Origin of the sequence: Mesorhizobium sp. WSM4311 (genome assembly GCF_002295115.1) — a bacterium.
GTDB lineage: Bacteria > Pseudomonadota > Alphaproteobacteria > Rhizobiales > Rhizobiaceae > Mesorhizobium.
This window is the reverse complement of sequence record NZ_NSFV01000027.1, coordinates 1-15,101: the sequence shown is the minus strand read 5'-3', so window position 1 is coordinate 15,101 and position 15,101 is coordinate 1. Positions and strand designations below refer to the sequence as shown.

The 15,101-nt window shown below is 57.3% G+C and carries 11 protein-coding genes and 3 pseudogenes; 11 read left to right on the top strand and 3 right to left on the bottom strand.

The window, feature by feature from the left end; translation table 11 throughout:
- The first annotated feature begins 35 nt into the window (after positions 1 to 35).
- The 10 genes and pseudogenes from ectB to CK226_RS33245 form a co-directional block, all read left to right on the top strand.
- Positions 36 to 1,352: a diaminobutyrate--2-oxoglutarate transaminase gene (gene ectB / locus CK226_RS33285; protein WP_063169350.1), complete on the top strand. Its 1,317-nt coding sequence runs from the start codon at positions 36 to 38 to the stop codon at positions 1,350 to 1,352.
- 225 nt (positions 1,353 to 1,577) lie between these two features.
- Entirely contained in the window at positions 1,578 to 3,038 is a 1,461-nt protein-coding gene (locus CK226_RS33280) for an aldehyde dehydrogenase family protein (RefSeq protein ID WP_063169351.1), read from the top strand.
- Between the two features lie 328 nt (positions 3,039 to 3,366).
- Positions 3,367 to 3,735 (top strand): GNAT family N-acetyltransferase, encoded by a 369-nt coding sequence (locus CK226_RS33275; RefSeq protein ID WP_063169352.1) that lies wholly within the window; start codon positions 3,367 to 3,369, stop codon positions 3,733 to 3,735.
- Positions 3,713 to 4,180 (top strand): transporter substrate-binding domain-containing protein, encoded by a 468-nt coding sequence (locus tag CK226_RS35880; RefSeq protein ID WP_224571101.1) that lies wholly within the window; start codon positions 3,713 to 3,715, stop codon positions 4,178 to 4,180. The genes CK226_RS33275 and CK226_RS35880 overlap by 23 nt, the downstream gene beginning before the upstream one ends.
- 488 nt (positions 4,181 to 4,668) lie before the next feature.
- Positions 4,669 to 4,872 (top strand): hypothetical protein, encoded by a 204-nt coding sequence (locus CK226_RS34670; RefSeq protein ID WP_141245431.1) that lies wholly within the window; start codon positions 4,669 to 4,671, stop codon positions 4,870 to 4,872.
- A gap of 64 nt (positions 4,873 to 4,936) precedes the next feature.
- Positions 4,937 to 6,130: pseudogene (locus CK226_RS33265) on the top strand (IS256 family transposase).
- A 986-nt stretch (positions 6,131 to 7,116) separates the two neighbouring features.
- Positions 7,117 to 7,560, top strand: coding sequence for an aspartate 1-decarboxylase (gene panD, locus CK226_RS33260; RefSeq protein WP_063169354.1), 444 nt, complete (start codon positions 7,117 to 7,119; stop codon positions 7,558 to 7,560).
- 313 nt (positions 7,561 to 7,873) lie between these two features.
- Positions 7,874 to 9,142, top strand: a complete 1,269-nt coding sequence (locus CK226_RS33255) for an acetyl-CoA carboxylase biotin carboxylase subunit family protein (protein WP_082826583.1) — start codon at positions 7,874 to 7,876, stop codon at positions 9,140 to 9,142.
- A gap of 81 nt (positions 9,143 to 9,223) precedes the next feature.
- Positions 9,224 to 10,393 carry a Xaa-Pro peptidase family protein gene (locus tag CK226_RS33250; protein WP_063169356.1) on the top strand — a complete coding sequence of 390 codons (1,170 nt, stop codon included), beginning with the start codon at positions 9,224 to 9,226 and terminating at the stop codon, positions 10,391 to 10,393.
- Positions 10,394 to 10,510: 117 nt separating this feature from the next.
- Positions 10,511 to 10,741 (top strand): annotated as a pseudogene (locus CK226_RS33245) (IS3 family transposase); the annotation flags it as partial.
- Between the two features lie 142 nt (positions 10,742 to 10,883).
- On the opposite strand, the gene CK226_RS33240 reads toward CK226_RS33245, so the two are convergent.
- Together CK226_RS33240 and CK226_RS33235 are read right to left on the bottom strand one after the other, a co-directional pair.
- Complete coding sequence (locus tag CK226_RS33240; protein ID WP_158515807.1) at positions 10,884 to 11,324, bottom strand: GNAT family N-acetyltransferase; 441 nt, start codon at positions 11,322 to 11,324, stop codon at positions 10,884 to 10,886.
- A gap of 476 nt (positions 11,325 to 11,800) precedes the next feature.
- The gene (locus tag CK226_RS33235; protein WP_063170383.1) at positions 11,801 to 12,730 is read right to left on the bottom strand and encodes a 2-oxoglutarate and iron-dependent oxygenase domain-containing protein; all 930 of its coding nucleotides are present in this window, start codon (positions 12,728 to 12,730) and stop codon (positions 11,801 to 11,803) included.
- Positions 12,731 to 13,186: 456 nt separating this feature from the next.
- Between CK226_RS33235 and CK226_RS35875 the strand changes: the two are divergent.
- Positions 13,187 to 13,330 (top strand): annotated as a pseudogene (locus CK226_RS35875) (transposase); the annotation flags it as partial.
- Between the two features lie 81 nt (positions 13,331 to 13,411).
- Here the strand turns inward: CK226_RS35875 and CK226_RS33230 are convergent.
- Complete coding sequence (locus CK226_RS33230) at positions 13,412 to 15,097, bottom strand: GMC family oxidoreductase N-terminal domain-containing protein (RefSeq protein WP_063169348.1); 1,686 nt, start codon at positions 15,095 to 15,097, stop codon at positions 13,412 to 13,414.
- Positions 15,098 to 15,101: the final 4 nt, after the last annotated feature.

Genomic DNA, 15,101 nt, shown 5'->3' with positions numbered 1-15,101 from the left:
CTGGCTTTGCAGGCTTCAGATTGAGGAGTTCGCCTATGAGCAAGCAATTCGCACCTGAAATGGATGCAGGTCTCGCGGTTTTCAATCGCCTGGAGTCTGAGGTGCGCAGCTACGTCCGCGCCTTCCCCGCCCTATTCGATCGCGGAGTCGGGACCACTCTCATCGCTGCAGACGGTCGGGAATATCTCGACTTTTTCGCCGGTGCAGGCGTTTTGAATTATGGGCACAACAACCCCGTCATCAAGAAGGCGCTGCTGGATTATATCGAGCGCGACGGAATTGTGCATGGGCTGGACCTTGCCACGACGGCCAAGAAAGCCTTCATCGAAGCTTTCGAGCGATACATTCTCAAGCCTCGTGGTCTGACATACAAATTACAGTTTCCCGGCCCCACAGGTACGAACGCGGTCGAAGCGAGTCTAAAACTGGCTCGCCAGGTGACCGGGAGATCGAACATCGTCTCGTTTACCAACTCGTTCCATGGGGAAAGCGCTGGAGCATTGGCAGCGATGGGAAACAAGGAGCACCGGGCCGCTGCCGGGTTTCCCCTCGCCCATGTGACATCGTTGCCATACGAAGGCTACCTGGGGGCGTCAGTTGACACAATCGATTACTTCGAAAAGCTTCTCAATGACCCCAACAGTGGCCTCGACAAACCTGCCGCGGTGATCCTGGAAGGGATCCAAGGTGAAGGCGGCATCAATGCTGCGAGCGTTACTTGGCTGCAACGGCTGCGCGAGCTAACGTCGCGGCACGGAATCTTGATGATCCTCGATGACATCCAGGCCGGGGTCGGTCGCGCGGGCAGTTTCTTCAGTTTCGAAGCGGCTGCAATTGTGCCGGACATCGTTACCCTGTCCAAATCTTTGTCGGCGATCGGAACCCCAATGGCCCTTATTCTCATCAAGCCTGAACTTGATGTCTGGGCCCCGGGCGCACACACCGGGACCTTCAGAGGCAACAACTATGCTTTCGTCACTGCTCGTGCGGCCCTCGAAGCTTACTGGTCCGACTCCAAGTTCGAGGATGAGATCGCTCGCAAGTCTGCGATCTTGGTCCAAGAACTCAACGCGATTACCGAGGAATTCCCCACCCTCGGCCTGAGCGTGCGAGGCCGCGGTCTGATGTACGGACTCGTTTCACCGAAGCACCACTCCTTGCCAGGTCTGGTCTCCCAGGAGGCTTTTCGTCGGGGCTTGGTGATCGAGATCGCCGGCTCATACGGTGAGGTGCTTAAGTTCATGACTGCCCTCACCATCGCCGAGGCTGACCTTCGGCGTGGTCTGTCCATCATTCGCGACAGCATTGGCGCAGTAGCGACTACCCTCGACGGTGGAGGCGCGGCTCGCTAGCCGACAAAGCACCGGGCCACTAGCAGGTCCAAAATCGGGCCGCTCGCAGTCACGGAACGGGAAGGCCGTTCCGTGGCATGTGGCAGTGGGCGAACTCGGAGCGGCTGAACGGCAGACTAGGGCTTTCACTGCCGGACCGATACCACGGTTGCCGTTCTTCCTGCGGCGCCGACCACTGTCGCTGCGCCAATTCGAAGAAAATCGAGCGATAAGAAAGAGGACTGGATGGCCAGCAACGACGTAGTCAAAAATTATATCGATGGCGAGTGGCGGGATTCTGTGTCCGGCACACGCATCGAGGTCGATGACCCGGCGAGCGCCGAAACGATTGCTGTCGTAGCTGAAGCAGGACCCCAAGACATCGAGCTTGCCGTTACTGCTGCTCACCGCGTTTTTCGCGACCGCGTGCTGATAGACATGCATCCGTATGATCGCGGTCGCATGTTGTTTCGCGTTGCCGACGCCCTTGAAGCGCGTTTCGACGAGATCGCAGCCATTAACTGCGCGGAGACGGGGAAGGCATTGGAACTTGCCGATGGCGAGGTTCAGACCGCCATCAGATACCTGCGATACTATGGTGGCTTGGCCGACAAACTTGAAGGGCGCTCGATCCCGCGCGGGGCCAACCTGGTCAACTACACAGTCAGAAGTCCCTTCGGCGTGTCCGCCCAGATCGTTCCGTGGAATGGTCCACTTGAACTGACGGCCCGCTCGCTGGCCTGCGCCATCGCAACCGGCAACTCAGTCGTGGTGAAGTCGCCGGAACTAGCTCCCCTTTCCGGAGTTGAACTTGCGCGTGCCTGTGAGACAGCGGGGCTGCCTGCCGGAGCGGTCAACGTGCTCACTGGATACGGCCAAACGGCAGGCCAGGCGCTGATCGAACATCCCGACGTTCGCCACATCGTCTTCACGGGCTCGATTACTACTGGGCGGACGGTGCTCAAGACGGCAGCGGATCGGATCGTGCCCTGCATAATGGAACTGGGCGGAAAGTCGGCTGCAGTTGTGTATTCCGATGCCGACCTCGACTGCGTTGTGGAAGCGGTACGCGTCGGGACCTTTCTGAATGCAGGCCAGAATTGCAACAACCTTACACGTCTTATTGTGGAACGTTCTATTGCAGACAAACTGGTGGAAAGAGTGAGGGTCTGCGTCGAAGGACTGTCGGTCGGTCCAGGACGCGAAAACTGCGACATCACCCCGTTGATCTCCCGAAACCAACGACAAGGAGTTGAGCGGGCCTGCCAGACGGCCCTCTCGCAGGGCGCGCGACTCGTAACCGGCGGGACTGCGCTTTCGGAGCGGAGCGGTTACTTTATGGCGGCCACGGTGTTTGCCGATGTCGCGCGAGACAGCAATCTCTTCCAGCAAGAAGTATTCGGTCCTGTTCTTGCCGTTACCACGTTCGATAATCCGGGAATGGCCGTCAATCTCGCGAACGACACCGTTCACGGTCTGGCAGCGGGCGTGTTCACGCGGGATATTGACCGGGCCCTCTGGACCGCCGACCGCCTTTGGGCCGGTCAAGTGTACGTGAATGGGTGGTATGTGGGCGGGGTGGAAACACCGTTCGGTGGGATAAACCAGTCCGGCTACGGCAGGGAGAAGGGTCAGGAAGCGCTGGACGGCTACGTTCAGACGAGAAACGTTGGTATCCGCCTCTCGCAGCCACCATCTGGAAATTGAACGCTTGCTGATCCCTACCGACGGCGCGGCTGTCGGGCGATGCAGGATTCAATGACCTCGACCAAATCGAAATAAGCCCGGCGAGAGAATCCGTATCGGAGGTCATCGAGAACAACTCTAATCATAGGATTTTTGGCTGCGGACGGGCTTTACCCACCACGGACATGTAGGAGCGCATTGCCTAGCCCGCTGCGTGGGTCGCATGGGTCAGGAGAGGATCACAGTGCTTCAGAGACAATTGAGATTCGCAGAGCTGCCGCCGAAGATTTCGACAAGTTGGCAATGTTGAACCGCGAGTTGATCGAGGCCGAGAAGCATCGAAACCCCGATGACGGTTTCAGAACTCAAGGAGCGGTTTATTCAGTTGGTGAATCGCGAAATTTGGATGGTCGACCTCTTCAGCCAGAACGGCGAGATTGTGGGCCTCGCCACTCATCGTTTGGAGCCAGACAATGCGGAGCCGAGTGGGCAACGCGTCTTTTTGAGGCAATTCTACGTCAGCTGCCAACACCGACGTTCGGAGATTGGCTGCAGGACCCTTGAGCTGCTTATTCGGTCTCGTTTCCACAACAAATCAAGGATTTTCCTCGACGTGCTGGAGACCAATCCTGGCCGCAAGACCTTCTGGTCTCACACCGGTTTTGTCGCCTACAGCACGCTCATGGAGCGTCTCGTTGAAAAAGCGGACACCAAATAACCTGCGGTGCTGGGAATTAATTTGGGGATCGGATTGTCTGGCATTTGCGTGCGTCGCGCAAAAACACGAGAATAGAATCGAGCCGGTCGTAACCGAATGGGGCTCACTTGTCCCCGGCCTGCAGGCTAGCCGCTTCGACTTCATCACGGCCGGCATGTGGATCAAGCCGGAGCGCTGCCGCAACGTGCTGTTCAGCGAACCGATCGCTACGGAGAGAGGCGCACTGCTGGTGCCTAAGGGCAACCCGGAAGGGCTGCATTCTTATGAGGATGTGCGTGACAAGGGACTCACCTTCGTCAGTGATACAGGCTACACCGCGGTCCAGGACGCGAAAAAGTCAGGCATCGCCGACGACAAAATCATGCAGGTCGCCGGACCGCCGGCGGACAGGCTGTCGCGCCGCCGCCGGTGCCCTCGACTACTTTACAGCGACTGGACTTGTTAAGAAGGACCACAGCCTTGAGCTGGCCGATTCGTTCATCGCGCCAGCCAACTATCCTGCTATCGCCTTCGAGCTCAACGAGCAGGCTGCGGTCGACGCGTTCAATGCCGTATGCAGGACTATGTTGGCTCTGGCGAAATGATGGCAGTATTCGGCAAATACGGCTACGGCAAAGACAACCTGCGGACGGCAGCAAGACCGCTGACCTCTGCAGAGGCTGAAGGCAATGTGCCTTAACACGTCCCCGGTCATGGCGGGGACGTGTTCAGTGGGCAAGCGTCTGTGAGGCGATTTCAGGTCCACCGTGGCGGTGCTCACAAGACGCGCCTCATTGCCTGAAACAAACACATCTACACTTCATCGGGTGCGCACATGTGAGCGTCGCGGCCCACAATACGACGGCCAATATGCGGGCTGGCTCACCTGCCACATCAGGCAACTGCGCAAGCAAATCCCCTGACGTGTGCCGGAACGAGAAGCAGGAGAATACTGTGGAAATCAGAGTTGTACGCCCGGGCGACCTTTCTCAATTGCGCAAGATTTGTGACGAACACATCGACTTGGAAGGGGTGACAATAGCGGACCAGGACCTGAGTCCTTATTGGAACTCGGCGTTTTTTGGAACACCTGCCCAGTTGTTCGGTTGGGTTTGTGATGAAGGAGGGTGTGTGCTGACAGTTCTGCAAATTCGCTGAGAGAGGGCGGTCATGGCAGGCTGGTGATTGTTCACGTCACCGATTCCCGCGAAGGAACGCCACCATGACCAAGATTGAAAGTAAGACCGGCAGCGCTGCCATCAAAGACATTCTGCTTTCGGACCCGGACGGACTTCACGAAGTGATCCGTGCGGTGATGCAGGAGGTACTCGAGGCCGAGATGGACGAGGCGCTGGGGGCTTCGAAGAGCGAGCGCACACCTGAGCGGCTCGGCTACCGCTCGGGTTATTACGGCCGCACCCTTGTCACGCGGGTCGGCAAGCTTGAGCTGCGGGTTCCGCAGGACCGGGCCGGCCGCTTCTCGACCGAGCTTCTCGAGCGTTACCAGCGTTCGGAGCGGGCCTTGGTGGCGACGCTTGCGGAGATGTATGTGCAGGGCGTGTCGACCCGCAAGGTCAAGGCGATCACGGAAGAGCTGTGCGGCCATGCGTTCTCGGCCTCGTCGATCTCGGCCATCAACAAGCGGCTGGACGAGAGCCTCGCTGCCTTTGCCAGGCGCCCCCTTCAAGAGCCGTTTCCTTACCTCATCCTCGATGCGCGCTAAGAGAAGGTGCGTGAGGCCGGCGTCGTCATGAGCCAGGCGGTGCTGATCGCTGTCGGCATCGACTGGGACGGCCGGCGCCAGATCCTGGCCGTCGAGATGGCCAATCGCGAAAGCCGCTCGGCCTGGAGGGATTTCCTCGTCGCGCTGAAGGCGCGCAGCCCCAAGGGCGTCGAGCTGGTTGTCTCCGCCAATCATGCCGGCCTGGTCGCGGCGATCGGCGAGGTGATCCCCGAAGCCGCCTGGCAGCGCTGCTACGTCCACTTCCTCAGGAACGCGCTCGATCACCTGCCGAGAAAGCACGGCGCCGACTGCCTGCAGGACTTGCGCTGGCTCTAATGACCGGCGCGATCTCGCCGAGGCCAAGGCCGATCTCGCCGCATGGCTGTCCAAATGGTCGGGCCGCTATCCGCGACTGACGAGTTGGGTGGAGGAGACCATCGAGCGCACGCTGACCTTCTTTTGCCTGCCGCGCCAGCATCACAAGCATCTCAAGAGCACCAACATGCTTGAACGGCACAATGAGGAAATCCGCCGGCGCACCAATGTCATGCGCATCTTCCCCAATGAAAGCTGCCTGCGCCTCGTCAGGGCGCTGGCTGCGAGACCAACGAGAACTGGATGGAGGCCAACCGCTACATCAACATGGACGATCTGCGCGAGCACAAGAAGCTCGCTCTACGCCAAGCCGCATGACCAGCATCGTGGCCGCCCCATTTTGCAGAACTTGACGCACACAACCTGAAGGAGGTAAGCGTCATGACAACTCTTAGAGGATACATGACCGCGTCGATCCGGCTTTTCCTTGTTGGTCAGGGGCGATCCTCGGGTACGCCTCCGGCGAGGGCCGCCTTGCGCGATCATGGCACGGTAGCGAGGCTGGGCTCTTAAGGTCGTCCTTAGGAGCGTAAGCCCCGCGACCATCCCATCGCTGAAAACAAACCCTTGATCAGCGGGCGCCCGACGGACCGCCTCTGTCGTCGTGGCGCTCCCATGAAGAACCTGGCCCATAGTGCATCCTTTGATTCGGAAGATAAGGATGCCCCATCAAAACCTGAGATCAAACATTTAGGCAGGCCTCGACTGGGACAAGTAAAACGGCCGCATTCGAGGCATGAGGCTGCACGCGTCTAAGATCCGAACAGCCAATACCCGAGCGTCCTCGACATCCCCGCCGCCAGAAGTCAACGATGCCCAGATCGGCCGCACGACCACCAGCAGAAGGGCGCCACCTCAACCCGTCCTACACTCAACATTTTGTCGCGTCCGCGACGTGCCTTCTTGATCCGATCCGTGGTCTGCTCACCTAAATAGCTGAAAGAGATCACGCATTTCTGTTTCCGGCCTGATTAGCCAGTTTGGCACGAGGTTTGCAACTTTGTGTGCGATCCAGTTGAACGGGCCGATTGGCACAGTCACCTGAAATCACAACTAATTAAAGGAACGGAACATGTCGGAACTGTATCGGATGGCATTACCAATGGGGGACAGCCGGCCGGCAATGCCTCCGCCCACCACAACCAGCCTTCGCCTGACTGTCTCGTGCTGGCCACGCCAGAGTAATCAATTTTGTCCTAAGAACCACAATACGACAAATCGCAGAACGTCCATCCATCCATCCTGAAACCAAGACACAGCAATCGCTTGTCGACGCAGTGTCCCACCGCCGAGAGGAAATGTAGATGAGAAAATTTGTTGCCGCCAAGCTTCATGGAATAACTGTGACCGACGCGAATTTGAACTACCGGGGCTCAATAACTTTGGATCCAGATCACTGCGACGAAGCCGGCATCCTTCCAATGGAATTCGTTGAAATCTGGAATAAATCATCGGGCGCTCGAATCAGCACTTACGTGATTTATGGAGAGCGGGGTTCTCGTTGCTGCGTGCTGAACGGAGCCGCTGCTCGCACCTGTCAGGTCGGGGACGAAATAATCGTTTGCTCCTCCGCATACATCGAGGAGCATCAGATGGTGGAGATCAAGCCGCGAGTGCTGACTTTCCACCGGGATAATTCTATCTGCGACCACATGTTCTACGAGGGTGCAATAGACGACGATGGAAGGATAACGTTCTCGATTCGCGAGGGCTCTCCCGGCGATAACGCGCTAAAACTCACTCCCTAGTAGGGCCTTTCGGTGACAGCTCGTGGCGCCGGGTCCCGGTCAAGGGCGTACTCGTCCCCAGTACTCTGGTACGCGATACAGTGCATTATCCCACTCGGCCACTATTCGGTCAGTTGCCATCAAGCCCAATCGGTTCTGCCCAGATCTGGGAAGACGATTTTGCTGCGCCAAAGGCAACTTCAGCTTCAGCCAGCGGCTGCGGGTAGAGGCGACCAATTTCACGGAATGTTTGGCCTTGGATCGTTGTCTTTAAGTCTGAGGTCCACGATGGCAAAACGACCTATCGACAAAAACGCAGAGTGGAGAACAGCCAATGTCAAGGAAAGCTCTCATCCTGGTTGAAGGCCATGCAAGAGGTAATGGAATACGATACATCCACGCGGCCCGGCGTCTTGGCTTTCATCCAATTACACTATCAGTTGATCCAACACAGTACGAGTATCTTGCGGCGGAAAGAAGCGAGGCAATCCGTGTCGATACAACCAATCTTGATACCTTGATTCGCGAATGTTCCAGGCTGCGTGAGACCAATGACATCGCTGGTATCACGGGCTTCTCGGGCATCGACGAGTCGGTCTATGCAACCGTTGGCAAACTATGTCGGCATTTCGACTTACCGGGACCCAACCCCGAATTGATTGAACGATGCTGTGACAAATTCTCTCAGCGCCAGCTACTTGCGGAAGCCGGAGTTCCGATACCCGCTTATCGCATGGCGCTGAATGTGGCAGAAGTAGAAAGCGCTGTCGCGGAGATCGGCTTTCCCGTAATTGTTAAGCCGGCAATCGGCAGCGGTAGCATCGGTGTCCGATTGTGCCGCAACGCCGATGAGTTAGCTGACCACACGACCTATCTGTTGGGTGGGAAGCACATCTGGCCGTCTTCGCCGAGGATATTGGTTGAGGAATTCGCGCGCGGCCCTTTTTATAGCGTGGAGATAATGGGCAATGAGGTTATTGGGATTGTCGCCGTTGATTTCGGCCCCCCACCGCATTTCGTCTTCCGTGAAACGACCTTCCCGGCCCCGCTTGCGGAAGACGATCATGACCGTATCGTTGATGTTTCGCTGAGGTGCTTGCAAGCTCTTGGCCTTAATTGGGGGCCAACGAACATCGAGCTCCGGTTGACTAATCATGGCCCGGTTGTAATCGAAGTGAATCCGCGTCTTGCTGGTGCGCTTGAGCCTGAACTGGTCCAACTGGCGAGCGGTGTCGATCTGGTCACCGAGCACATCAAGCTTGTCGTCGGCGAGGAATGGGATTTGCGCAGAAGGCATTTGCAGACCGCAGCCGCGCGGTTCCTAGTTGCTGATTGCGACGGCACCCTCGATTGGATCGATGGCGGCAGTCAGGCGATCGCGGTACCAGGTGTCGCTGAAATCAAATTGTATGTTGAACCCAACGCGCCGATCTTCAGGAAAGGCGATTTTCGAGACTGGATAGGACATGTCGTCGCCGTTTCACCCAGCCTTGCTCAGACCGAAGCGATACTCCAACGAGCTGTCGACTTAATCGCTTGGTCTATCACACCGCCGTCGGGCGAACAGGAGCGATCTGCAGCCCCACGACTCCCCCCCAACTGAGAGGTGATCCGTCGCCAGCATAAGAACTCTTACCCGCAATAGCTCGCCTTGTTGTCAAAAGCATAGCTGGAGTTCAAACTTATGAATATATCCAAGGGACCCCAGGCATTCCCTAGAAGTGAATACCTTCGCCGGCTCGGCTCGGTGAAGTTCGAAATGGGTCGGTGCGATATCGACGCGCTCGTCGTTTCCGACCAACATAACATTACCTATCTCACGGGGTACACCGCGCTATCAGCCTATGTTCCTCAGGCCGTTGTGGTTTCGATACGAGAAGAGGAACCGACGTTCATTCTGCGCCGCTGTGATGCGCCGGCAGCCATTCATCAATGTTTTATGGAGCGCGACAAAATCGTCGCATACCCCGAAGCGTATATTGGAAATCCTGACAAGGATGGCTATGACGCGGTAGTCGATTACTTGGAGGACGTCGGCCTCGCGAGTCGAGGCATAGGAATCGAGCTATGCTGCCTTCCATCGCAATCGGCGAAAAAGTTTAGGATGCGCCTGCCTGGTGCCACGATCGTCGATGCTACTAAGGCGGTCACTTGGAAAAGGCTCATCAAGTCAGATCTCGAGATAGCTGTAATGCGGGAGGCGGCGGCAATCTCAGACGCCGCGATTCGACGCGCTGCTGAGGTAATACGCCCCGGGGTGCGTGAAGCAGACGCGTGCGCGGAAATTGTGGCAACGTTGGTGCGCGGCGCAAACGGTAAGCCAGGAAGCGGGATCGAGGGAATAAGTTTGTGTTCATCACCGCGAACGGGAACGTGCCACATTCCGTGGAGCGAGGACGTTTTTCGCTATGGATCGCAGGTGAATCTCGAAATCGGCGGTGCGCGATATGGTTACTGTGCTGGGCTTATGCGCACTTACACGATCGGCTCACCCTCCGATCGTCTACGTCGCGTGCATGAGATCCAAGTCGCCGGCCTTGAGGTCGCTCTTGATGCGATACGGCCAGGAGCGACTTGCAGCGATGTTGCCAACGCCTTCAATCGCAGCATCGAGAAGCGGGGCCTCAAAAAGGAGACGCGTTGCGGCTATGCACACGGCATTGGTTGGTTGGAGCCGACCGCAAGCCTTAAGGATGGCGATATGACAGAGTTGCTACCAAACATGACCTTTCACCTGATGTTAGGTAATTGGATCGAGGAGGATTTTGGATACGTCATCAGCGAAACGTTCCGTGTCACAGACTCCGGCGTCGAGGTACTGACCACTGCTCCCCGGAAGATTTTTGAGATCTAAATTAGAATATGGCTTGTCATAACGACAGCGCGGACGTCCGGAATAGATCTTGCCGGTCGACGAGATGTCGCCTACCTTGTTGAAGTGCGGACGGCGAGCGGCGGTCGGCATGCGGGGCCGATCCGTGTCGAGGCGAAGCCGAACGCACGCTGGTCGCTGTACGACCAGTTCTCCTGCGGCCGATCAACTCGTCGACGACGTGACGCGCGAATGCCTTACGCGATTCCGGACACAGATCTCTGGTCGCCGCGTTGCTCGCGAACTGACGACCTGATCGCCCAGCGCGGCAAGCCCGGCATGATCGTCGCAGACCACCGCACGGAGTTTACCTCGAACACGGTCCTTGCCTGATCAATGGATCATCGCGCCGAAAATACATTCCGCTGCAAGCCCATGTGCGCAACATAAATGGCTGCACCTCTAGTCTACTCGCCACTGTTTAAAAGACTGGGGCAGGTCAATGCGCTTTCGTTACGACCTCAGAGCAAGTCTACAGGTCATAGTAGTAGGTAAGGTATGGACTCAATTTACCGATCTTGTCATAGAGCGCCCGCGCATGATAATTTGATCTGTCCGTATTCCAATAGATTCTCAGCCAGCCTTGGTCGCGACCGTAGGAGGCCAGATTCGTGAGCATGGCTTGGCCAATCCCCTGGCGCCGCGAAGACTCGTCGACATAGAGATCTGCGAGAAAACAGACCGGACGATCGCTAAGAGTATACGGGTGAATGACAAAGGTAGCAAAACCTATGGTAACGCCAGTTGCTGAGACCGCGATCAGCGCGTTAATCGGTTCGTCTGGGCGCTCGATGCGCCGCCAGATCCTATCTGTCGCCTGTTCTGATGAATTGAGACCTTGGTCGGCGCAATATGCGTACCAAAGGGACCGCCATGCATCGCGGTCGGCAGTGCCTGCGAGACGAATCTCCATGAGGGGCGGGCTCCGGCTGAGAATGGGCTCCAGGGCGCGAGGTGTTCGGCCTGAAAGGTTGACGGCTTGCGATAACTGCCACCGGCCCGCAAGACGTGCAGCACGCGACCGCCGGGTGTTATAAGATCTTTCCGCCTGTGACGGCGTCGTGGTCGCGCTGGAACTGGTTCCCGGGAGCTCGGTTCGCGATACGTCAAGCGCGAGTTGGGCGAGCGTTATCATGGGATCAAGTTCCCTCAGGTTTTCCCGCAGCACGTTTGCGACAGCGGTGCAGATCTAGTGCGATCTTTCCCTGCGACCACACGATGCAAACAATCTGACACCATAGGTGCATTCATCCCGAAGCGGGCTTCCGACCGCCGCGCTACACGCGCGACGGCGGGACAATCTAGCGGATGCGAGAGTTCTTCCAGCTTACCACGGAGATCTGCACCGCGTCGGCGCCATAATTGCGCATGCTTTAGAAAAGCAGACAATCATTGCAGTTCGCGCGCGCGTCCGGCGCCATTCCCAGTCACCCATATTGACTCAACGTTGCGCAGCATCATTTCTACAACACTAACTTGCTGCCCTTGTCGCGAAGTCAGGCGAGCGTCGATCTCGGGATAAATAAAGAAGGGCAGCGAAATTCGATCAGTCGGACCACTATGCACGACCTGGTGGGGCGTACTCTTGAAGCGGCCGTCGCTCAAGACCTGAAGGAGGTCGCCCAGATTGACTACGAGACTATCGGGCAGGCTCGGCACCGGCATCCATCGACCGCGGAACCACACCTGCAAGGAACGCAGGGGGAGTTCCTCTTGCAGCAGCAGCGTGAAGAAGCCATGATCCGTGTGCTTTGCGCAAGTGCCGCCGCGAGCTGGATACCGTATCACGCGTTGCCCAAGCGTCGGCGTGCTGAAATGGCGTTGGAACCATGCCTCTTCCATACCTATCAGGTCCGCCAGCGCATCCCCGATCTGGGGGACAATCCCGGCGAGCACGGTAGCCTGCAAAGCAAGCAGGTTTCTTGCGAAGCCAGGAGCCAAGGCTTCATCCGGAAGGCGCGTGCGGCCGGAGAACGGACGCCGGTCGCCTTCGTTCTCAATTCCGAGGTCGAATACCTCCTTTGGATCGAAGCCGGCCTCAGGATGTAGCATTTCGCCGTGTAAAGGACTGTATCCACGGGCGGCAGTGGGGTACACGTCCTGAAAGGCGTGCCCGTAGCGTTCCTTAACCGACTGTGGCAATGCGAAGAATCGCCGGGAAGCCTCAATGGCTTGCGCGATCTGTTCCCCGGGGATGCCGTGCTCGACAAGGTAGAAGAACCCGTATTCCTGGCATGCCATTTGCAGGCGCTGGCGCTCGTCACGTCGCGTTGCATCGTCTCTCAATTTCGAAAGTGAAATTTTCGGCAGCGTGGTCATAGTCAATCCCCTTTTTGGGCGCTTAAGTTGATTAGTGTTTGCCGCGGCTCTCAAAGTCGACAGTTCCTTGGATGTGGGCAACGCGCCGTCTCTTCCAATAATAACGAAAGTCGACATGATGTCCCATTCTAAGGCTAAGCCGATGGCTGGGCGGTGATTCCGTCTTAGCAATTGATCTCTAGCGCTTCCTGGTGAAGATAACAACGATTTGTATGTTAATATAGTTGTATATATTGTTACATCCGTCGCGGTTAGTTTAACATTATCACGGCCAAGATACTAAGAGCGATTTACAATTCTGAATTGCTTTATGACTTCCAGGCTCAATCCAGACCAGCGCCGACCTCCGGGTTTCATGGCAGGATCGGCCATCTCGAAGAGCTCTATGACGCGAGGTATCGCCAGCTACCTGAGCTCGTCCATCACACACGCCGTCCCGGACGATGGCCGAATGGCAGAAACCGACCGCTCGAAATTTTCCTATCCCATAGTCTTTTTCGACGCTATCCGGGTCGAGCGGTCAAGCTCAGGGACGAAGACTTCGTTCGCAAAAAAGCCATCTACATCGGGTTCGGCGTTCTGCCTGGCGGCACCAAGGAGCACATGAGCTGAGGAAGCGCTTGTCGACGTTATCCGCCGTCTCGACGAGACGACTAGCCGAGCAGCAAAGCAGGCAGCGATTTAGCTCCGTCTGCCGTCTCTCAAGGTTGTGTCGGCCAATTTCTCAGCCACCATAATCGTCGGAATGTTTGTGTTCGCCCGAGGGCAAAATGGCATGACGGAAGCGTCGGCGATCCTCAAACCCAAAATACCATGAACGCGTCCCGACGGATCGGTCACAGCGCCAGGATCCGCGGCTGCCCCCATCCTGCAGGTCGACGTCGGATGCCAACTTGGGATGACGTTCTGGCGAATATACCGATCCAGATGTTTCTCGTCGTTGACGAGATCGGAAATGCTATCCCCATCCGTTATGACGCGCCTAATCAGCCCACGGCGCAGCCGCGGCGACGCGTCCATGAGCAGCGCCAGAAATGACGTGAGTGCATAGTTTGTGCTTGTGACCTTGCTCACCAGCTTCGCTCGCGCATTCAACGCTGACGGAAACGGGTCCAGCGCCACAGAGGACAGCGAATCTTGCTGCAGCAGGCGGACTATGAAGCGAAAGCCCTGCTTGAGGCGCTCGGCGTCCCGCTTGTCGCTCAACCAGTTGAAATCGACCTCCGGCTCTATTTTATGCGAACTACCCTTGAGCGCCACAGTTCCCGTCGAGTAGCTGCGATTGACCCACACGGCGAGAGTGCCGAGGCGCCTCCCCAGCGGGTGCCAGGATGATTTGGCAACAGTCGATATTGCCATATCGGTCGACGGGCAGCCTTCGTAACCCGACGAGTAGCGGGCGTGCATCTGAATATATTCGCTCACGCCGGGTGACAAGCGATCGGCCGGCTTCAAATAGGCCGAAACGCAAATCGTGGGGTGTTCCTGAAGATTCTGGCCCACACCTTTCAAATCTGCAACGATAGGGATTCCGAATTGTACTAATTCCTTCGCGGGGCCGATCCCGGAGCGCATCAATATGGCGGGTGAATGGAGTGCTCCTGCGCACAGGATAACGCAAGAAGCGCTATACGATTGCACGCCCGATTTGTTCTCCGTCTCGACCCCCGTTACCGTTGTTCCCAAAAAGGTCAGCCGCGCAACTGTCGTTTCGGATAAAATCGTTAGATTGCGGCGAGAGCGGACGGTTTCGGGTAAGTACGCCATCGCGGAGGAGACCCGATGACCATTGCGGTTGGTCAATGGGACAACTGAATAGCCATCACCGAATGCACCATTGAAGTCTGGCCTGAAATGAAGCCCCAAAGCATCGTAAGCATCGGAGATTGCCCGGATGAAGCCCGACCAGTCTGATTGGCGCACACGTTTGATTGGCAAGGGGCCGTTCGTGCCATGAAATTCCCCGCCGAAATCCAAATCGCATTCTAGACGACGGAAGTAGGGCAGCACGTCTTCCCAACCCCAGCCCGTTGCACCGCTTGAGGCCCACTCATCGTAATCTCCGGGCCCGCCGCGGTTGGCGACTTGGGCATTGATGCTGGAGCCGCCACCCATGACGCGCGCCTGTTCGTAATGGACAGGCTTGCGGCCACCTCGCACCGTTGTCGCGTGGAGTGACTGCCATCGATAACCGGGATTAAGGTAAGCACGCGTTGGGTCGCCATCCTGGATGTCGTCAGGAATGGCATTCGGCGGCGTATCAGGGCCAGCTTCAATGAGCAGCACGCGAGCGCCATAGGCGGAGAGCCTGCTCGCCATCACGCATCCAGAGGAGCCACCACCCACGACGATATAATCGAAAACCACGCAA

Bases quoted from the DNA above. Each gene is read 5' to 3' on its own strand.
- ectB (WP_063169350.1), top strand. From the start codon at position 36: ATGAGCAAGCAATTCGCACCTGAAATGGATGCAGGTCTCGCGGTTTTC.
- CK226_RS33235 (WP_063170383.1), bottom strand. From the start codon at position 12,730: ATGACCACGCTGCCGAAAATTTCACTTTCGAAATTGAGAGACGATGCA.
- CK226_RS33255 (WP_082826583.1), top strand. From the start codon at position 7,874: ATGTCAAGGAAAGCTCTCATCCTGGTTGAAGGCCATGCAAGAGGTAAT.
- CK226_RS33275 (WP_063169352.1), top strand. From the start codon at position 3,367: ATGACGGTTTCAGAACTCAAGGAGCGGTTTATTCAGTTGGTGAATCGC.
- panD (WP_063169354.1), top strand. From the start codon at position 7,117: ATGAGAAAATTTGTTGCCGCCAAGCTTCATGGAATAACTGTGACCGAC.
- CK226_RS33280 (WP_063169351.1), top strand. From the start codon at position 1,578: ATGGCCAGCAACGACGTAGTCAAAAATTATATCGATGGCGAGTGGCGG.
- CK226_RS33250 (WP_063169356.1), top strand. From the start codon at position 9,224: ATGAATATATCCAAGGGACCCCAGGCATTCCCTAGAAGTGAATACCTT.
- CK226_RS33240 (WP_158515807.1), bottom strand. From the start codon at position 11,324: ATGGAGATTCGTCTCGCAGGCACTGCCGACCGCGATGCATGGCGGTCC.